Annotated in this window: 14 protein-coding genes; 8 read left to right on the top strand and 6 right to left on the bottom strand. The window is 66.9% G+C overall.

Features of this window, described 5'->3' with window-relative positions:
- Positions 1 to 90: 90 nt before the first annotated feature.
- Complete coding sequence (locus tag ACWV14_RS33600) at positions 91 to 1,332, top strand: MFS transporter (RefSeq protein ID WP_454908139.1); 1,242 nt, start codon at positions 91 to 93, stop codon at positions 1,330 to 1,332.
- Positions 1,333 to 1,363: 31 nt separating this feature from the next.
- On the opposite strand, the gene ACWV14_RS33595 is transcribed toward ACWV14_RS33600, so the two are convergent.
- Together ACWV14_RS33595 and ACWV14_RS33590 are read right to left on the bottom strand one after the other, a co-directional pair.
- Positions 1,364 to 3,913 carry a penicillin acylase family protein gene (locus ACWV14_RS33595; RefSeq protein ID WP_454908138.1) on the bottom strand — a complete coding sequence of 850 codons (2,550 nt, stop codon included), beginning with the start codon at positions 3,911 to 3,913 and terminating at the stop codon, positions 1,364 to 1,366.
- Positions 3,914 to 4,009: 96 nt separating this feature from the next.
- Positions 4,010 to 4,897, bottom strand: a complete 888-nt coding sequence (locus ACWV14_RS33590; protein ID WP_454908137.1) for a LysR family transcriptional regulator — start codon at positions 4,895 to 4,897, stop codon at positions 4,010 to 4,012.
- 266 nt (positions 4,898 to 5,163) lie between these two features.
- Between ACWV14_RS33590 and ACWV14_RS33585 the strand changes: the two genes are divergently transcribed.
- The gene (locus ACWV14_RS33585; RefSeq protein WP_454908136.1) at positions 5,164 to 8,706 is read left to right on the top strand and encodes an indolepyruvate ferredoxin oxidoreductase family protein; all 3,543 of its coding nucleotides are present in this window, start codon (positions 5,164 to 5,166) and stop codon (positions 8,704 to 8,706) included.
- On the opposite strand, the gene ACWV14_RS33580 is transcribed toward ACWV14_RS33585, so the two are convergent.
- Positions 8,701 to 9,354 carry an HAD family hydrolase gene (locus ACWV14_RS33580; RefSeq protein WP_454908135.1) on the bottom strand — a complete coding sequence of 218 codons (654 nt, stop codon included), beginning with the start codon at positions 9,352 to 9,354 and terminating at the stop codon, positions 8,701 to 8,703. The two genes, ACWV14_RS33585 and ACWV14_RS33580, sit on opposite strands and share 6 nt — an antisense overlap.
- Before the next feature lie 121 nt (positions 9,355 to 9,475).
- On the opposite strand from ACWV14_RS33580, the gene ACWV14_RS33575 reads away from it, so the two are divergent.
- The 5 genes from ACWV14_RS33575 (at position 9,476) to ACWV14_RS33555 (ending at position 13,680) form a co-directional block, all read left to right on the top strand.
- Entirely contained in the window at positions 9,476 to 11,650 is a 2,175-nt protein-coding gene (locus ACWV14_RS33575; protein ID WP_454908134.1) for a sensor histidine kinase, read from the top strand.
- Positions 11,647 to 12,261 (top strand): response regulator transcription factor, encoded by a 615-nt coding sequence (locus ACWV14_RS33570; protein ID WP_454908133.1) that lies wholly within the window; start codon positions 11,647 to 11,649, stop codon positions 12,259 to 12,261. The genes ACWV14_RS33575 and ACWV14_RS33570 overlap by 4 nt, the downstream gene beginning before the upstream one ends.
- Position 12,262: 1 nt before the next feature.
- Positions 12,263 to 12,691 (top strand): hypothetical protein, encoded by a 429-nt coding sequence (locus tag ACWV14_RS33565; protein ID WP_454908132.1) that lies wholly within the window; start codon positions 12,263 to 12,265, stop codon positions 12,689 to 12,691.
- Positions 12,692 to 12,721: 30 nt separating this feature from the next.
- A complete protein-coding gene (locus tag ACWV14_RS33560) occupies positions 12,722 to 13,105 on the top strand; it encodes a nuclear transport factor 2 family protein (protein ID WP_454908131.1) in 384 nt (127 codons plus the stop codon).
- A 176-nt stretch (positions 13,106 to 13,281) separates the two neighbouring features.
- Complete coding sequence (locus ACWV14_RS33555) at positions 13,282 to 13,680, top strand: hypothetical protein (RefSeq protein WP_454908130.1); 399 nt, start codon at positions 13,282 to 13,284, stop codon at positions 13,678 to 13,680.
- A 131-nt stretch (positions 13,681 to 13,811) separates the two neighbouring features.
- Here the strand turns inward: ACWV14_RS33555 and ACWV14_RS33550 are convergent, their stop codons facing one another.
- The 3 genes from ACWV14_RS33550 to ACWV14_RS33540 are packed head-to-tail and all read right to left on the bottom strand — an operon-like array spanning position 13,812 to position 16,788.
- Positions 13,812 to 14,681, bottom strand: a complete 870-nt coding sequence (locus tag ACWV14_RS33550) for a PhzF family phenazine biosynthesis protein (protein WP_454908129.1) — start codon at positions 14,679 to 14,681, stop codon at positions 13,812 to 13,814.
- The gene (locus ACWV14_RS33545; RefSeq protein ID WP_454908128.1) at positions 14,678 to 15,433 is read right to left on the bottom strand and encodes a transporter substrate-binding domain-containing protein; all 756 of its coding nucleotides are present in this window, start codon (positions 15,431 to 15,433) and stop codon (positions 14,678 to 14,680) included. Before ACWV14_RS33545 ends, ACWV14_RS33550 begins: the two co-directional genes overlap by 4 nt.
- Positions 15,430 to 16,788, bottom strand: a complete 1,359-nt coding sequence (locus ACWV14_RS33540; protein ID WP_454908127.1) for a pyridoxal phosphate-dependent aminotransferase — start codon at positions 16,786 to 16,788, stop codon at positions 15,430 to 15,432. The genes ACWV14_RS33545 and ACWV14_RS33540 overlap by 4 nt, the downstream gene beginning before the upstream one ends.
- On the opposite strand from ACWV14_RS33540, the gene ACWV14_RS33535 reads away from it, so the two are divergent.
- Positions 16,787 to 18,223: an aminotransferase-like domain-containing protein gene (locus ACWV14_RS33535; RefSeq protein ID WP_454908126.1), complete on the top strand. Its 1,437-nt coding sequence runs from the start codon at positions 16,787 to 16,789 to the stop codon at positions 18,221 to 18,223. The two genes, ACWV14_RS33540 and ACWV14_RS33535, sit on opposite strands and share 2 nt — an antisense overlap.
- Positions 18,224 to 18,243 lie beyond the last annotated feature (20 nt).

Below are 18,243 nucleotides of genomic sequence, written 5' to 3'. Positions count from 1 at the left end.
CCGCGGCGCGCCCTTCCCGCGCGGCGATGGGCCCCGCCGCCAATCGGCAGGCGCGCGATTGCCCGCGCCGTCACACAATGGGCCCGCCCCATGACGAATCCGACGACCCCCGACGCCGCCGCAGCAGCGGACACCGGCACCGACACCCACTGGCAGCGCAACCTCGCCGTGTGCATGTTCGGCTCCTTCACCACCATCATCGCGATGACGCTGCTGCTGCCGTTCCTGCCGCTGTACGTCGAGCAGCTGGGCGTGAGGGACCATGCGGCCATCGTGCAATGGTCGGGCGCGGCCTATGGCGCGACCTTCTTCAGCGCCGCGCTGGTGGCGCCGCTGTGGGGCAGGCTGGCCGACCGCTATGGCCGCAAGCCGATGCTGATCCGCGCGAGCCTGGGCATGTCGGTGGCGATGGCGCTCATCGGCATCGCGGGCAACGTGTGGCAGCTCGTCGGCCTGCGGCTGCTGGCCGGTCTGCTGGGCGGCTATGCCTCGGGCTCGATGGTGCTCGTGGCCACGCAGACGCCCAAGGCGCGCACCGGCTGGGCGCTGGGCACCATGTCGTCGGCCATCATGGCGGGCAACCTCGTGGGCCCGCTGGTGGGCGGCGTGCTGCCGCCGCTGATCGGCATCCGCGCGACCTTCTTCGCGGCGGGTGCGATGATCTTCGTGGCTTTCCTGGCCACCGCCTTCCTGATCCGCGAAGAGAAGCGAACTCCCGCCGCCTTGAAGCAGCGCGGCACGGCCGAAGCCGGCTGGGCCGCGGTGCCCGACAAGCGGCCGCTGGTCGCGATGCTCTTCACCGGCATGCTGCTGATGCTGGCGAACATGTCGATCGAGCCGATCATCACGGTGTACGTGGCCACGCTGGTCGAGGACCCGAACCGCGTGACGATGGTGGCCGGCCTCGTGATGTCCGCCGCCGCGCTGGGCAGCATCCTCTCGGCCTCGCGGCTGGGCAAGCTGGCCGACCGGGTGGGCCACTGGAACGTGATCGTCGGCTGTCTCGCGGTGTCGGCGGTGCTGCTGGTGCCGCAGGCCTTTGTCACATCGGGCTGGCAGCTGGTGGTGCTGCGCTTCCTGATGGGGCTGTCGCTCGGCGGGCTGCTGCCGTGCATCGCGAGCGTGATCCGCCACAACGTGCCCGAGCGCGTGGCAGGCAACATGCTCGGCTACTCGACCTCCGCGCAGTACACCGGCCAAGTGGCGGGGCCGCTGCTCGGCGGCTTCGTGGGCGGGCACGTGGGCATGCGCGCCGTGTTCCTCGGCACCTGCGTCCTGATGGCCGCGGGTGCCGGGTGGAACTGGCTCGCGCAGCGCCGGCAGCCAGGCTGACCGCCGCGCCCCGCGAGCCCTGCCTGCAGGCTTACTCCTGGATCGACGTGCTGCGCAAGGCCGCGTCGGCCTTGATCTCCGACTCCGAGAACGGCACCTTCAGCCACTGCCCGGCGCTGTAGGCGCGGGTGTAGTCGCCGTTGTGCTCGGACGCGGGGTCGTCGGACAGCGAGAAGGTCAGGAAGGTGTGGGCCTCCACGCCGCCTTCGGGGAAGCGCACGATCTGCATGTAGCTGTTGCCGTTCGGGTCCTTGTCCATCGTGTAGCCACCCTTGTCGAGGCGGTTGTCCGAACACGCGATGGTGAAATAGCCCGGGCCGCCGCAGCCGCCATACAGCGGAATCTTCTTGCCGCCGCGGGTGGCGAACAGGTAGTCGCCGCGCTGCGCATCGACCGCGTAGCCGCTGGCTTCCACGCGCAGCACCGCGGCGCCGAAGGCCTGGCGCAGGTTATCGACAGTGGTCGGATCGGTCTTCAGGCCGCGTGGCGTCTGGATGGGTGCATCAGGGTCGAAGGGTGTGGTGTAGATCGCGTCGCTGGGCAGCAGCGCGCGGGCCCAGAACTCGTCCCACAGGTGCGCCCCGCGCGAGGTGCTGACGCCGGTGTTGTCCCAGCTGCGCAGCGCATTGCAGGCTGCCGTGGTGTCGACGTTGCGTGCCGGCGAGAACGTTTCCTTGGCCTGCAGGTCGCCGTTGACCGCGAAGGTCGCCGGCAACGCGCACACGATGTCCAGCGCCTCCTGCTTGAACAACTCGGCCGTGAGCACGCGGCTGTCGAGCACCATGCGCTTGACGGTGTCGACCGTCGCACCCTTGGCGCCGTAGCTGTCGGTGCCGTCGATGCGGCCCTGTGCCAGCAGGTTGCCCATGCGGGTGCGGAAGCTCACGGCATCGGTGCGGGCCGCGCCCATGATGTCCGGATAGCCGGTCATCGGTGCCTTCGGGTTGGCAAGCCAGTAGCTGTCGTTCATGTTGGCGACGTAGTCGTCGCGCATCAGGCTGGGCATGCGCGACGGGGCGATGGCGCCCTTCTGCACCGAATCGGCATCGGTCTGCCAGTCGCAGGCGCTGCGCGAACCGTCGAAGACCGGCGCGCGGCCCAGCGAAGCGCGCAGCGCCAGGCCGACCTGGCTCTGGCTGGAGCAGCTCGCCATCTGGTCGGGCGAGACGTTGGGCACCGCGCCGATGTCGGCATACCAGGCCTTGTCGCTGCCGCGGCCGACGGCCACGGTGTTGACCCACGGAATGGCGGCCTCTTCGCGCTGGATGGCGATGAACTCGTCGAGCGACTTCGCCTGGTTCCAGCGCAGCCAGTTGCGGAAGGTGCGGTAGTTCTCGCCATTGATGTCGCGGATCGCATAGGCGGCGGTCTGGCCCCACGGCGGCAGCTTGGCATTGACCGCATGGAGGTTGAGCATCGGGCCGTACTCGGACTTGTAGAGCGTGCGCGTCACCTGCGTCATCTCGCCGGTCGCGGCCTTCACCTTGATGGTGATGGCGTCGGCCTGCATCTTCACGGCCTTGCCGTCGCGCATGTAGCTCGTCGGGTCGCCCGACGCGAGCTGCAGCTCGTAGACGCCGTAGCGCCGCGCCGTCGACACCGTGTGGCTCCATGCGATGTTGTCGTTGAAGCCGATCAGGATGACGGGGATGCCCAGGAAGGAAGTGCCACTGATGTTGAGCTGCCCCGGGATGGTGAGCTGCGCCTGATAGAAGCGGTCGGGCCCGCGCCAGTACCAGTGCGGGTTGCCGAACAGCAGCGGGCTCCTGTCGCCGGTGGCTGCCGTGCCGAAGCCGATCATGTTGCTGCCCACGCCCTCCTGGCCGCCGACCTGCATCGGGAGTTCACCGATGTCCAGCGCCGCATGCTGGACCCCGAGCTTGCGGCCGTGGCTGCGCGCGCTCAGCTTCTGCGGACCGGTCGGCTCGGGCGCGACGGCGGTGGCAATGGCCGACAGGAAGTTGCTGTACCCACCCGCCAGGTTGGCCGCATACATGCGTCGGTAGATGTCATCGGTGGTGATGGGCTGCACCCATGCCTCGGTGCGGCAGGCCGCGTTGGCGCTGCCGCCGGCCCTGGCCTCGCGCACGTAGCGGTTGTAGCCCGCCGTGAAGCCCTCGACCATCTTCTTCAGGTTGTCGGGCTGCGCATCGATCATCTTCTTCAGCACATCGGACGAGATCACATGGCGGTGAAAGAAGTCGGAGTCGACGTTCTTCGGCCGCGCGATGGTGCTGCTGGCCACGAGCTGCGCGTCGGCGCCGAAATACTGCGAACGCTCGCCGCGGTAGGTGAGGAACGAGTCGGCCATGGTGCAGAGGTTGTCCTGCGCCTGCGCATAGCCGTAGCCGTAGCCCACACCGGCGAAGTTGTCGGCCTTGATGTGCGGCACGCCCATGGCGGTGCGGCGGATCTCTGCCTTGTAGGTGGCGTCGGCCGGCGGGTTGGCAGGATTGGCCGGTACCGGAATGAACGAGAAGCCGTTGTTGCCGCCGCCACCGCAGGCGACCAGCGTGGCTGCAGCCGCGAGTGCGAGCATGAACGGCGGCACGACGCCGCGACGGAATGTCTGTTGTCTCATGAAGTCTCCAGTTGATGCTCTCTTGATGGAGCGTGCTGGAGCTTAGGCACGGGTGCCGCGCGTGGCTTGAACGCAGCCGCTGTGATGCGCCAGGCGCTAGGAAAGGCCGCGCGCGAGCAGATGATCGACCAGGCGGCGCTGCGGAAACGTCAGCGCCTCCTGCCGCGTGCACAGGTACATGCGGCGCGAGGCCCATGCATCGGTGAGATTGATGAAGCGCAGCTTCATCTCCTTGCGATAGGCCACGGCGGCGCCCTCGGGCAGGATGCCCACGCCCATGCCCGCCTCGATCATCCGGCACACGGCCTCGAAGCTCTTCACGCGCACACGCAGGCGCAGCACCTTGCGCGCGCTCATGGCGGCGTCTTCCATCGTGCGGGAGATGGCCGAGTCGTCCTCCAGGCCCACGAAATCGAAGTCGAGCAGTTCCTCGAAGGACACCTCGCGCCCGCGCCACGGATGCTTCTGCCGCACGATGGCCACCAGCCGGTCGGTGCGGTAAGGAATGAAGTTGAGCGCGGGGTCGGCCGCCTCGCTGGTGATGACGCCAACGTCGGCCTGCCGGTCGCGGATGGCCTGCACGATGTAGACGCTGCGGTGCTCCTCCACGCTCACGCGGATCTCGGGGTAGCGCACGCGGAAGCTCGCGACGTCGTCGGGCAGGAACTGGCCCATGGCCGAAGCATTGGCATGCAGCCGCACCCGGCCGGTGGCGCCCTGCGCGTAGTCGGACAGGTCGGCGCGCATGCGGTCGACGTCGCGCAGGATCTGGCGCGCATGCATGGCCAGCGACTCGCCAGCGCCGGTGGGCGTCACGCCCTTCGAGGTGCGGTTCAGCAGCGCGACGCCCAGGTGCCCCTCGAGGATGGCCAGGCGGCGGCTCGCGGCCGACAGCACCATGTGGCTCTCGGCGGCGGCCTTCGACAGGCTGCCGTGCTCAATGGCGCGCAGGAAAAGCGCCAGCGAATCAAGGTCGGGTCTCATCGGGTTCTCGTCGTTCTGCGGGGCCGCCATTGTGCGGCCGGCGCGGCACCGGAGCTCCGACGAAATCCTTTCGGCAGGATGCCGCAGAAAAAGACAGATCTTCCGTAAAGCGTGCCGGCCTGCCAAAACGAAGAAGCACTTTCCGCGCGCCCGGCGGAAGAATCGTTGCTGCCTCGCCGCCTACCCCGACGAGGCGTTTCGCGGGCCGGCACCCTACCGGGGCCATGTCCGCATTCCACGAGTCCTACCCGGAGTCTTTTTCTTCCATGGCATCCCACGAACTGGCCAGCGTTGCGCTGGACGACAAATACACGGCCACCGATGGCCGGATCTACCTCAGCGGCATCCAGGCACTGGTGCGCCTCATGCTCGTGCAGAAATGGCGCGACCAGAAGGCCGGGCTCAACACCGCGGGCTTTGTCTCGGGCTACCGCGGCTCCCCGCTCGGCGGCCTGGACGAGGCGCTCTGGAAGGCGCAGCCGCAACTGGAGGCCAACGCGGTGAAGTTCCTGCCCGGCGTGAACGAGGAGCTGGCCGCCACGGCGGTCTGGGGCACGCAGCAGGTGCACCTGACCGGCGAGGCTGCGGTCGATGGCGTCTTCGCCATGTGGTACGGCAAGGCACCCGGCGTCGACCGCTGCGGCGACGTGTTCAAGCACATGAGCCACGCAGGCACCTCGCCCAACGGCGGCATCCTGCTGGTGGCGGGCGACGACCATGGCGCTTCTTCTTCCACGCTGCCCAACCAGAGCGACCACCTGTTCGCGGCCTCGATGATCCCGATGCTCTATCCGCAGAGCGTGGAGGAATACATCGAACTCGGCCTGCACGGTTTCGCGATGTCGCGCTTCGCGGGCCTGCCGGTGGGCTTCAAGGCGCTGGCGGACACGGTGGAATCGTCGGGTTCCATTCCAGCCGGTGCGCTCGACGTGCATACGCGGCTGCCCTCGGACTTCGTGTTCCCGCCCGGCGGCGTGCATGCGCGCCTGTCGACCGACACGCTCGGCGTACAGGCGCGCAAGCAGGAAGCGCTGATGCAGGACTACAAGATCTACGCCGCCATCGCCTATGCGCGCGAGAACCGGCTGAACCGCGTGACCATCGATTCGCCCAAGGCACGCCTGGGCATCGTGGCCTCGGGCAAGTCGTACCGCGACGTGCTGGAGGCGCTGGAAGAGCTGGGCATCGATGCCGAAGAAGCCGCGCGCATCGGCATTCGCCTCTTCAAGGTGTCGATGCCCTGGCCGCTGGAGCCCGATTCGATCCGCGAGTTTGCCGACGGGCTCGAAGAGATCCTGGTGGTGGAGGAAAAGCGCCAGATCGTCGAATACCAGCTCAAGGAGCATCTCTACAACTGGCGCGAGGACGTGCGCCCGCGCGTGATCGGCAAGTTCGACGAACAGGGCGAATGGGGCGCACATCCACGCGGCAAGTGGCTGCTGCCGGCCACGGCCGACTTCTCGGTGGCGCAGATCGCGCGCGTCATTGCCGCTCGCGTGGCGCGCTTCCACACCAGCGACCGCATCCGCACGCGGCTGGCCATCCTCGACGCGAAAGACGTGGTGCTCGGCAAGGCCGTGGCCACGCCTTCGCGCCCGGCCTGGTACTGCTCGGGCTGCCCGCACAACACGTCGACCAAGGTGCCCGAGGGCAGCCTCGCGCTCGCGGGCATCGGCTGCCATGTGATGGCCACCGCCATCTACCCCGAGCACAACAAGACCACCACGCACATGGGCGGCGAAGGTGCGCCATGGCTGGGCCAGGCATGGTTCTCGAAGCGCAAGCACGTGTTCGCGAACCTCGGCGACGGTACCTACTACCACTCAGGCTCGCTAGCGATACGCGCTGCCGTGGCGGCGGGCGTGAACATCACCTACAAGATCCTCTACAACGACGCGGTGGCCATGACGGGCGGCCAGCCGGTCGACGGCCCCATCACCGTGCCGCGCATCGCGCACCAGATGGCGGCCGAAGGCGTGAAGCGCCTTGCACTGGTGGCCGAGGACCCGACACGCTGGGCCGATCGCAGCGTGCTGCCGCCGGAGCGCGATGGCTTCGTGCTCACCGTGCACCACCGCGACCAGATGGACACGGTGCAGCGCGAGCTGCGCGAGTTCGAGGGCGTGTCGGTACTCATCTACGATCAGGTCTGCGCGGCCGAGAAGCGCCGCCGGCGCAAGAAAGGCGAGTTCCCGCAGGCCGCGCGCCGCGTGTTCATCAACGACGCGGTGTGCGAAGGCTGCGGCGACTGCGGTGAGCAGTCGAACTGCACGGCGCTTCTGCCGAAGCAGACCGACCTGGGCCTCAAGCGCAGCGTGGACCAGAGCGCGTGCAATGCCGACGAATCGTGCATCAAGGGCTTCTGCCCGAGCTTCGTGACCGTGGAAGGCGTGAAGCCGCGCAAGCAGGCGCCCGTGGCCGCGAAGGCCGCTGCCGAGGAAGCACCGCTGCCAGAGCCGAAGCAGCCCGCGCTCGACGGCATGCACAACATCCTGATCACCGGCATCGGCGGCACGGGCGTCATCACCATCGGCGCGCTGATCGGCATGGCGGCGCATCTGGAGGGCAAGGGCGTGAGCGTGCTCGACATGACGGGCATGTCGCAGAAGAACGGCTCGGTGACCTCGCACGTGCGCATCGCGCGCGACGCGGCGCAACTGAAGGCGCAGCGCATTCCCACCGGCGAAGCCGACCTGATCCTGGGCTGCGACATGCTCACGGCCGGCGCGCCCGACGCCATCGCGCGCATGCGGCCGGGGCGCACCTATGCGCTGGTCAACACCTTCGAGCAGCCGACCGGGCATTTCGCGCAGCAGCCCGACTGGCAGTTTCCGGCCGCGCAGGTGCGCGCGCTGATCGAGGAGTCGGTGGAGGGACGCGCCGACTTCGTCGACGCGACGCAACTGGCGACGCGGCTCATGGGCGATGCCATCGCGGCCAACCTGTTCCTGCTGGGCTTCGCTTTCCAGAAGGGCTTCGTGCCGCTGTCGGCGCAGGCGCTGGACAAGGCCATCGAGATCAACGGCGTGGCCGTGAAGGCGAACCAGGCGGCCTTCCGCTGGGGCCGCAAGGCGGCGCTCGACCTCGCGGCTGTGACGCGCGAGGCCTCACCGCAGAAGGTCGTGGCGCTGCAGCGGCCGCAGAGCTTCGAGGCGCTGGTGAAGGACCGCACCGCATTTCTCGCGTCGTACCAGAACGCCGCCTATGCGCAGCGCTATGCGGAACTGGTCGAGCGCGTGCGCGTGCTCGAACAGCGCGAGCGCGGCGGCACCGTGCTGGCAAAGGCCGTGGCGTCGGGGCTGTTCAAGCTCATGGCCTACAAGGACGAGTACGAGGTCGCCCGTCTCTACACCGACCCTCGCTTCATGGAGAAGCTCAACGAGCAGTTCGAAGGCAAGCCCGTGCTGCGCTTCAACCTTGCCCCGCCGGTGCTCTGCCGCCGCGATGCCGAAGGCCGCGCGGTGAAGACCAGCTTCGGCCCATGGATGATGAGCGCGTTCCGCGTGCTCGCGAAGCTGCGTGGCCTGCGCGGCACGGCGTTCGACGTGTTCGGCCGCACCGCAGAGCGGCGCATGGAGCGCCAGCTGATCGAGGACTACCGGGCCATGGTCGAGGACCTGCTGGAGCGCTTCGACCGCATCGACTTCGACACCGCGCTCGCGCTGGCGCGGCTGCCGGAGCAGATCCGAGGCTTCGGGCATGTGAAGGAAGAAAGCGTGGTCGCCGCGCGGGTGCGCTGGCAGGCGCTGGCCGAACAGTTGGAGCGCAGCAAGCCGCAGCAGGAAGCGCTCAGCGTCGCTGCCTCATGACGGCAGGGCCTTTGTAGCAGTGGTGGCGGTCGGGAGCGCGGGCAACGCGCCGTCGCCCCGCAGCCACGGCCGGTCGGCCAGCGCGAGCAGCTCGCGGTCGCCCCGGCTGTCGCCATAGGCGTAGAGCATGGCGGGCTGTTCGCCGGCCAGCCACTCCCGCAGGCGCCGCGTTTTCTCGGGACCCCAGCAGTTGGCCGAAGCCAGCCTGCCGGAGAAGCGGTCTCCGGCAAATTCGAGTTCGGTCGCCAGCACGCCGTCGAAGCCGGCCTGCGCCGCCCAGGGCCGCAGATAGAGCGATGGCGATGCGCTGACCAGCACCAGCCGGTGCCCCAGTCGCTTGTGCGCCCGGACCCTCTCGAGCATTTCAGGGCGAACCAGCGCCGGCAGTTCGCGCGACGCGAAACGCCGCGCGGCTTCCTGCAGTTCATGGCGCGTCATGCTGCCAAGGGTGCCCGCGAGGAAATGCGCCTTGGCCACACCGCGATCGCAGATCCCGGCCCATGCACCGAGCAGCCACGGGGCGGAACGCACCACGCCGGCGGCAAAACGCCCCCGGCCGGCCACGCCTCGCACGAATTCCTGCAGGCTGTCGCAGGTGGTGATGGTGCCGTCGAAGTCGAAGGCGGCGAGGGTGGAGGAGCCTGGCATCCGGAGGGTCGGCTGCCTTCAAGGCGGCGGTGCTGGGTACGGTTCAAGTTTAGCGACGCCTGCCTCCTCCGGCGATCAGGGCAAAATTCCGCTCGCCGCGCCGGTCGGCCCTGTTTCCCTCATGCCGCCCACTACGTCCGAACAGTCCATTCCCCCGTCTCGCCCGCGCCTGCGCTATCGCAGCGCGGCCGCATGGACGGCCGCTTGCGCGCTCGCGCTGCTGCTGATCGGTCTGGCCGGCCAATGGGCCGCCGTGCGCGAGGCGAACTTCCAGGCCGACTCGATCCGCCGCGCCATGGAAGTGCATGTGCTCGGCCTTCGCGATTCCGCTGGCAAGTACAGCTACCTGCCATTCACCACCGGCCTGCACCCTGAAGTACTGGCCGCGCTCGCCCACCCGCAGGACGCCGCCGTGAAGCAGCGCGCCAACCTCTACATCGAGGAAGTGAACCGCCAGGCGGGCTCCGACGCGCTCTACCTGAGCGACCTGCAAGGCATCACGCTGGCCGCGAGCAACTGGAACACGCCGCAGAGCTTCGTCGGCGAGTCCTATGCCAACCGCCCCTACTTCCGCGATGCGCGCGCCGGACGCAGCGGCCTGTTCTACGGCCTCGGACAGACGACGGGCGAGCCGGGCCTGTTCATCTCGGCACCGGTGCGGCCGGACGGCGACGCGGTGCTGGGCGTGGTGACGGTCAAGGTCAGCCTGCGCCAGCTGCAGGAGGCCTGGACCTTCGTGCGCGACCCGATCTTGCTGACCGACGCGCGCGGCATCGTGTTCCTGAGCTCGGTGGCGCCGTGGATGTACCAGGCCACGCGCGCCCTCTCGCCCGCCGACGTGGAAGGCGTGCGGCGCGACCAGCAATACGGCGCGCGCACCGACTTCCCGCTGCTGCCGTGGCAGCTCGAGCGCGGCGGCGACCAGCCCGGCTACCTGGTGCGCACCAGCATCGGCGGCAAGCAGCGTCGCTTTCTCGCCGTCGACGAACCGCTGCCCGACCTCGGTTGGACGCTGACGGTGATGGCCGACCATGCCGAGGTCGACCGTGCGCGCGAACGCACCTGGATGCTGGGCCTGCTGGTCGCGGGCGTGCTGCTGCTCGGCGGCCTGTACTGGCAACTGCGCGAACGCCGCTTCGCCGAGCAGCGCGACGCGCGCCGCGACCTGGAGCTGCGCGTGCGCGAACGCACCCACGCGCTGGACGAAGCCCACGCCTTCCGCAAGGCAATGGAAGACTCGCTACTGGTCGGCATGCGCGCGCGCGACCTTGAGGGCCGCATCACCTACGTCAATCCGGCCTTCTGCGAGATGACGGGCTACGGCGCCGACGAGCTGCTCGGCCGGTTGCCGCCCTACCCTTACTGGCACCCCGACGACGTGCCCCGGCACTGGCACCACTACGACGCCATGATGAGCGGCCAGCCCGCGCGCTCGGGCTTCGAGTCGCGCCTGCGGCACCGCGACGGGCGCGAGGTGATCACCATGGTCTATACCGCGCCGCTGATCGACGCCGACGGCCGGCACAGCGGGTGGATGAGCTCGGTGGTGGACATCACCGAGCAGAAGCGCGCCGAGCTGCGCCAGCGCCAGAACGACGAGCAGCTGCAGCACGCCCAGCGCCTGGCCAGCCTCGGCGAAATGGCATCCACACTGGCCCACGAACTCAACCAGCCGCTGATGGCGCTGAGCAACTTCGCGAGCGCGGCCAAGGCCTTTGCCGAACAAGGCAACCAGGCCCTGCTTGTGAGCAGCCTCGACGAGACCATGGCGCAGGCCCAGCGCAGCGCCGAGATCGTCCGGCGCATCCGCGGCTTCGTGCGCCAGCGCACTGTCGGCACCGAGGACTGCGCCGTGGCGGCGCTGGTGGCGAACGTGCTCGCGTTGCTGCAGGGAGAGATGCGGCAACGCCAGGTGCGCGCCGAGGTGCGCGTGCCCGCCAATCTGCCCCCGGTGCGCGGCGACCGCGTGCTGCTGGAGCAGGTGCTGCTCAACCTGCTCTCCAACAGCCTGCAGGCCATGCAGGCCACTCCGCCGGAAAAACGCCTGGTCGAAATCGATGCCGAAGTGCTCGACGGGCGCATGCGCATCCGCATTGCCGACCACGGCCCGGGCATCGATGCCGGTTTGGCCGAGCAGGTGTTCGCGCCCTTCTTCACCACCAAGGCCGGCGGCCTGGGCCTGGGGCTCAACATCTGCCGCACCATCGTCGAAGCCCACCGGGGCCGCCTCTCCTTTGCCGACCGGCCCGGCGGTGGCACAGTCTTTACCCTTGCGCTGGAAATTTCACCGCCATGAACGCTCTTGCCAACAACCTGTGCATCGTGGACGACGACGAGGCCGTGCGCCGCTCGCTGGGCCTGCTGCTGCTGTCACGCGGCTATGCGGTGCAGACCTTCGCCTCCGGCGAGGCCTTCCTCGAAGGCGCCGACGTCCAGCGCGCGGGCTGCGCCATCCTCGACCTGCGCATGGACGGCATGAGCGGCCTGCAGGTGTTCGACGCGCTGCGTGCACAAGAAAGCCCGCTGGTGGTGATCTTCCTGTCAGGCCACGGCGACATCCCCATGGCGGTGGAGGCCGTGCAGAACGGCGCCTTCGGCTGGCTTGAGAAACCCTGCAACGACGAACAACTGCTCGACAGCATCGCCCGCGCGCTGCGGCAGGCCGGCGAGAACGCCGTACGCCGCCAGGCCCGGCAAGCGGCGCAGGCCCTTTGGGACAAGCTCACGCCGCGCGAAATGCAGGTGGCCCGCCTCGTGGCCGAAGGCAAACCCAACAAGCAGATCGCGCTGGAACTCGCCCCACTGGAGCAGCGCACGGTGGAGACGCACCGGGCGCATGTTTTTGCGAAGCTGGGGCTGTCGAACAGCCACCAGCTCGATCGGTTTCTGCGTGAGCATGCGCTTTGATATGGGCTACAACATCTACATCACGCGTCGCGAAGACTGGTTCACCGAAGACGGTCCCGAGATATCCCTGCGGGAGTGGACCGCCCTCGTTCATTCCGACAAGGAAATGCGGCTCGACGGATATGCCGAAGCAGCGACAACCGATGGCGACGTGCTTCGCGTCAATGACCAGAGCATGGCCGTATGGCTCGAGTACTCCCAGCATGGCGTCGACGGGAACATGGCCTGGATCTGGCATCACCAAGGCAACATCGTCGCGAAGAACCCCGACGAGGAAATCCGGCGCAAGATGTGGCAACTGGCTCAGGCCGTTTCGGCCAAGGTGCAGGGAGAAGAGTCGGAACTCTACGGCGCGGACGGCCAGATGCTGCTTCAGGAAGCACCGGTGGCGAAAGATGCCCGGAGCAAGCCCTGGTGGCGTGTCTGGTAGGAACCAGGCCAACCCCAATGGAGATCGATGATGGAAGAGCAGACTGTTCGAGCGGCTATCGATCGACATTGGGCCGCATCCGCTGCGGGCGACCAGGTCACCGAGCACGAGATCTATCACGACGACGCCGTGTGCATCTATCCGCAGTCGGGCGAGGTCATCCATGGGCGACAGAACCTGCAAGCGCTTCGAAGCCATCACCCAGGCAAGCCATCAGGGTTTGTCGTTCGGCGGATCGTCGGCGAGGGCAATCTCTGGGTGACCGAATATGCGATCGACTATGAAGGCAAGAGCGCCTTCACGGTGAGCATCATGGAATTCCGGGATGGGAAGGTCGCACGCGAGACCCAGTACTTTGCAGATCCTTTCGAGGCGCCGGCCTGGCGTGAGCAGTGGGTCGAAGGGCTCGCATGATCAAGGTGCCGGTCAGCGGCACGCAGCAGATGTTCTTGTCTGTTCGACCTATTCATGTCCACAACATATCGACGAACTTGCCTCCCGGATGCGCATGACCGTCTCGACAAGGAACCTTGAGGACCTGCCTGACGCCTGTGGCTTGATACGACTGACACAGTCACTCGCAATTACCGATGAACGATCCAACACTTCGTCGCCTTGCAGAGTCGAAGAATTTCCTGCTGGTGCATAGCTTCGAGTCTGTGGTCGTAATCGACAAGCGCGACGGATCAACACGAGATGCAGGCGACCACTATGGCGACCCAGTCGCCGGACTCATAACGCCTGACGAACGTTGGTATGTGAGCGTGGGCGAAGGCGTTCAGTGCTTCTCTGCAGAAGGGGCGCTATTGACTTTCTTTCGGCGAGGAACCCCACCCCTCGGACCCGAGTCTGCTATGCCCGCCTGGTTCGCGAGTGCAGTCAATTTGAATGCTGCGCAGACTTTGATTGTCACTTTTGAGCCGAACGACTGCGATGCGCCGGAGTGGGCTATCGACCTCAATACAGCGACAGTGACCAAGCTGCGTTGACCCACCGCCCAGAGCATCCCCGCCCCTTGACAGCCGTCAGCCATAGCTGAACTGGTCCACGACAGACCGCGTGCGGAATCGGTTCCCCGATAAGGTTGTCGCCGGCTGTCGATTGAGCTTGCCTGCACAGACTAGCTCAGCATCGAGCCGTCGATGCACGTGACGCAGGAACCGCCGATGCGAATGCCTCCCTTCGAATCGAAGTTCACTGCGATACGGCCATCGCGCCCCACGCAGCGCCCCTGGGTGGCAACGTAGTCCTTGCCGGTTGAAGGCAACAGGCCCCGCTCCCACAGGAACGCGGCCACGCTGCCATTGCCGCTCCCGCAGACGGGATCCTCATCCACGCCGCAAGAAGGTGCGAAGGTGCGTACTTCTATTGCGGCATCTCCGGATCGATGCGAACCAAAGACCGTGACGCCGGTGACGCCCAGCCGACGCTCCAGTGCCGCCAGCCTCGCAAGATCCGGACTCAGGCCGATCACTGCGTCCGCATCCTCGAGCTGCGCAATGATCCAGATCGGCCCAACGTTCACGATGCCGGGCTCGATCTTCAGCCTGCTTCCGAGAATGGCCTGCAGATCGTCCAGGTCCGCTTTCCCCGGGGTGTCGATCCTTGCCGGCGGAAGCTCGAAGCTCAAGCGGCGATCTCCATCCGCATCCGAGACCGTCAAGGCGACGAGACCCATGCCGCACTCCTGGACCAGTCGCCCCTTTTCACGAGGTGCCGCGCGCCTGGCTTCCAGGATGGCGTGTGCGCTGCCAAGCGTCGGATGACCCGCGAACGGGAGTTCGCTGCGGGGCGTGAATATCCGAAGACGGTAGTCCGCCTCCTTCGACGTCGGGGGCAGCACGAAGGTCGTCTCCGAGAGATTGGTCCACCCGGCAATGGCCTGCATCTGATGGGTGTCGAGGCCCTCGGAATCGAGAATCACCGCCACGGGGTTGCCCATGAACGGCCTGGAGGTGAAGACATCGACCACCTTGTAGGCTCTTTTCATTTCTTCCTCTCGACGTTCATGTCCAGGGTCACGCCTGGACTCGCGACCACACCATCGATCTCGCCGGCCTCGATGCCGTATCTCGCCATCCGGGCGCGATGGTCGGCCGTTCCCAGGTATGCACGGAGTTGTCTGTTCACCGACTGCACCAGATCGTGGTTTCCCTGGTTGAAGGAGAAGGCTCCCACGGGGACGCGCCCGTCGGGGCCTTTCTCATGCGCCACAGCTTCGAGTTCCTTGTTGGCGGCCGCGAGCGCGCGGTTGCCCACGGCCGTGGCCGCGTAGGCATCGACCTTTCCGGACAAGAGCGCGGCCACCGCCGAGGGCTGATCGTTGAACAGCACGATCTGGCTGTCGGCCGCTCCCGATGACTTTGCGGCATCGATCTGGATAGTGCCGCCGACAACGCCCAACCGCGCATCGCCGCGCGCGGCGATCGCCTTGTAGCCTGTCAGGGCCTTGGGGTTGCCACGCGCCACGAGGAACCCATCTCCGAGCGCCCAGACCGGTTCGCTGAACGTGACCAGCTCGGCGCGTTCGGGCGTCACGAAGATCGGCACGTTCATGTCCCAGCGCCCTTGCTGAACACCGGGGAGCAGTTCCTCGAAAGAGGTGAGGTGGTGCTCGATGTCCGGCACCCCGATCGCACGGAGCACCACATCGGCGAGTTCGAGATCCGCGCCGGTCGGAACGCCATCCGGGCCCGTCCAGTAAAAGGGCGGCTCCTCGATGTACGCAATACGTACCTTCATGCCCCGCCCCCGACTGAACTGTCCAGGCTGGCCGAAAGAGCAGCCAGCGCAGGCTTCAGCTTTGCAGCCGGCAGGTATCCAAAGCCAAGCCTGAACACGCGGTCGGCCTCGCCGAACCACCGCCCCGATGCGAGCTGCAGGTCATGGTCCGGCAACAGAGCCCAGAAGCGAGAGACGGCGGCATCGTCGAACACATCGGCGCGCAGCCGCAGGCAACTCAGTGCACCGCCATCGGGCCTGATCCATTCGATGCGGCCGCGTTCGGCCTCGCACCAGTCCGACAGTTCCTGCAGGGCACCCGCGAGCAGACGACGCCGAGGCTCCAACACCCGCGCCCTGTTGCGCAACAGTGCCGCGGCCAGCGTTTCATCAAGCACCGAGCCGGAGATCACGGTGTTCATCTTCGCCACCGTGAGCCTCGAACGGAGGTCCGCGTCAGGCACCGTGAGCCAGCCGGTTCGCAGCCCCGGTGCGCCCAGTGCCTTGGAGACGGATGCACCCGTGACGATGCGTGGATCGAGGCTTGCAAAGCTCTCGACCATCGGGTCATCTCCGTAGGAAGCCTCGCGGTAGGTCTCGTCGACAAAGAGCAGCGCGCCGGGTGACAGCCTGCCCATCAGTTCGAGCAGCCTCTCGATATCGGCACGCGATGTCCGGACACCGCTGGGGTTCTGCGGCGAAGCGATGCTCACCAGCTTCGTCCTCGGGCTCAGGCATGCCTCGAACTGCCCGAAATCCAGGGCATAGCCGTTCTCGAAGGAGAGCTTGACCTCCCGCACGGTCGCACCTGCTCCCAGGAGGCTGTCACGGCTCGGGGGGAAGCACGGCGTCGCAAGAACGGCTTCGTCGCCCTCGCGGCAAACCTCGAAAGCCAGAAGGAAGAGACCCAATGCCGTGCCCTGCGTCGTGAGGACGTATTCCGCCGGGACCTTGCAGGCATCCGCAATCTCCTGACGCAGCGCGAGTGAGCCGGTGGACCTGCCGTAGCCCAGCTTCAGGTCGCGAATGTTCTCCAGGCCCGGCAGATCCAGGAGCTCGCCGAGGGTCAGGTCCTGCGAGGTGCTTTCCGCCAGGTTGAACGGCCGGTTCACATCGAGAAGCGAAATGATCTCGTTGTAGGGAAACCTTCCGCGCCACTGCGGGGAGGCCGCATCGCGCACGTTGTTGCTTCTTCCCGAGGGAAGAAGCTCTTGAATAGCTTTCATCATTTCGCCTCGAACCTGCCGGTTCAGTAGTTCAGCCGAGGCATCGTAGCGAGCGGGAGCAAACCGCAACAGCCACAGTTTTTCGATTTTTCGACCATCACAGTTTGCTTGTCGAGCCGCACCTGGCTGGCCGAGAATCAACGCCATCATGGAAGCGCACTCACCCTACCGATACGAACAGCTGGCCGACCTCATCGTCGGCATGATCGACAAGGGCGCCTTGTCCCCGGGCATGCGCGTTCCGTCCGTGCGCACCGTCAGCGAGCAACATCAGCTCAGCATCGCGACAGCGCTGCAGGCCTACCGCATGCTCGAGGATCGCGGAATCCTCGTGTCCAGGCCGCAGTCAGGCTTCTATGTCTCGAGCGCTCGCCATGCCACGTTTGCTCTTCCTTCCACCTCACGTCCTCGCACGAAAGCATCGACCGTGTCGATCAGCGGCGCCGTCGCCGTGTTGCTCGAGCATGCGTCCGACATGTCCCTGGTCCCGCTGGGATGCGCGGTGCCCGATGTGGGGCTGCTGCAGTCGAAGCGGCTCGATCTCATGCTGGCACGCGTGGCGCGCCAGCACGGTGCCCGTCACAACGTCTACAGCCCCCCGCGGGGCGAGGCGGCCCTGCGCCGCGAGATCGCCAAGCGCTCGATGCGAGCGGGCCATGCCTTGTCGCCTGACGACATCCTCATCACCAGCGGTTGCACCGAAGCGCTGACGCTCGCGCTGGGCGCGGTGGCCAAGCCCGGCGACACCATCGCGGTCGAGTCCCCCACTTACTTCGGTCTGCTGCACACGCTGGAGGTGCTGGGACTGAAGGCGCTGGAACTTGCCACGGACCCGGTGCGCGGCGTCGATGTCGCTGCGCTGGCGCGCTTGCTCGACAAGGAACCGATAGCGGCCTGCGTGCTCTCGTCCGGCTTCAGCAACCCGCTGGGATACGTGATGGCCGAAAGCGAGAAAAGATCGCTGCTCGCGCTCCTTTCGAAGCACGCCATACCGCTGATCGAAGACGACGTGTATGGCGACATCCACTTCGGCCGCGAGCGTCCCAAGCCATTCATTGCGCTGGACCGGGGCGAGAACAAGATCATCTACTGCAGCTCCTTCTCGAAGAGCCTTGCGCCCGGGTACCGCATCGGCTGGATCGCACCGGGCGCATACGCGCAGCGCGTGATGGAGCGCAAGCTGGCATTCAGCCTGAGCAGCCCGGTGCTGCCACAACTCGCGATCGCGGAGTTCCTTGACGGCAACGCCTATGACGTGCACCTGCGCCGGATTCGGCGCGTGCTCGAGGAGAACCTGGCACGCATGGTCCGGGCCATCGAAGCCAGCTTTCCCGCCGAAACGAAGGTGAGTCGCCCCACCGGCGGCTTCATGCTCTGGCTGGAGCTTCCCAAACATTTCGACTCGCGCGCGTTGTTCGATGAAGCGCTCGAGCACGGCATCTGCTTCGCGCCAGGAAACGTGTTCTCGGCAAGCCGCCGCTATGGCAACTGCCTGCGCCTGAGTGCCGGCCACACATGGGACGACCGCATCGAAGCCGGCGTGCGTCGCCTGGGCCGCCTGGCGTGCGCACAACTGAATCGGTAGGCCGCCAAGACCCCTGCAGC

The sequence above is a fragment of the Variovorax durovernensis genome, from assembly GCF_977011995.1.
Note: the sequence above shows the minus strand (reverse complement) of the source record. Positions and strands in the feature narration are given on the sequence as shown.

Coding starts and splice junctions, on each gene's coding strand:
- ACWV14_RS33565 (WP_454908132.1), top strand. CDS start 12,263: ATGGGCTACAACATCTACATCACGCGTCGCGAAGACTGGTTCACCGAA.
- ACWV14_RS33560 (WP_454908131.1), top strand. CDS start 12,722: ATGGAAGAGCAGACTGTTCGAGCGGCTATCGATCGACATTGGGCCGCA.
- ACWV14_RS33590 (WP_454908137.1), bottom strand. CDS start 4,897: ATGAGACCCGACCTTGATTCGCTGGCGCTTTTCCTGCGCGCCATTGAG.
- ACWV14_RS33555 (WP_454908130.1), top strand. CDS start 13,282: ATGAACGATCCAACACTTCGTCGCCTTGCAGAGTCGAAGAATTTCCTG.
- ACWV14_RS33535 (WP_454908126.1), top strand. CDS start 16,787: ATGGAAGCGCACTCACCCTACCGATACGAACAGCTGGCCGACCTCATC.
- ACWV14_RS33575 (WP_454908134.1), top strand. CDS start 9,476: ATGCCGCCCACTACGTCCGAACAGTCCATTCCCCCGTCTCGCCCGCGC.
- ACWV14_RS33585 (WP_454908136.1), top strand. CDS start 5,164: ATGGCATCCCACGAACTGGCCAGCGTTGCGCTGGACGACAAATACACG.
- ACWV14_RS33600 (WP_454908139.1), top strand. CDS start 91: ATGACGAATCCGACGACCCCCGACGCCGCCGCAGCAGCGGACACCGGC.
- ACWV14_RS33550 (WP_454908129.1), bottom strand. CDS start 14,681: ATGAAAAGAGCCTACAAGGTGGTCGATGTCTTCACCTCCAGGCCGTTC.
- ACWV14_RS33595 (WP_454908138.1), bottom strand. CDS start 3,913: ATGAGACAACAGACATTCCGTCGCGGCGTCGTGCCGCCGTTCATGCTC.
- ACWV14_RS33580 (WP_454908135.1), bottom strand. CDS start 9,354: ATGCCAGGCTCCTCCACCCTCGCCGCCTTCGACTTCGACGGCACCATC.
- ACWV14_RS33570 (WP_454908133.1), top strand. CDS start 11,647: ATGAACGCTCTTGCCAACAACCTGTGCATCGTGGACGACGACGAGGCC.
- ACWV14_RS33540 (WP_454908127.1), bottom strand. CDS start 16,788: ATGATGGCGTTGATTCTCGGCCAGCCAGGTGCGGCTCGACAAGCAAAC.
- ACWV14_RS33545 (WP_454908128.1), bottom strand. CDS start 15,433: ATGAAGGTACGTATTGCGTACATCGAGGAGCCGCCCTTTTACTGGACG.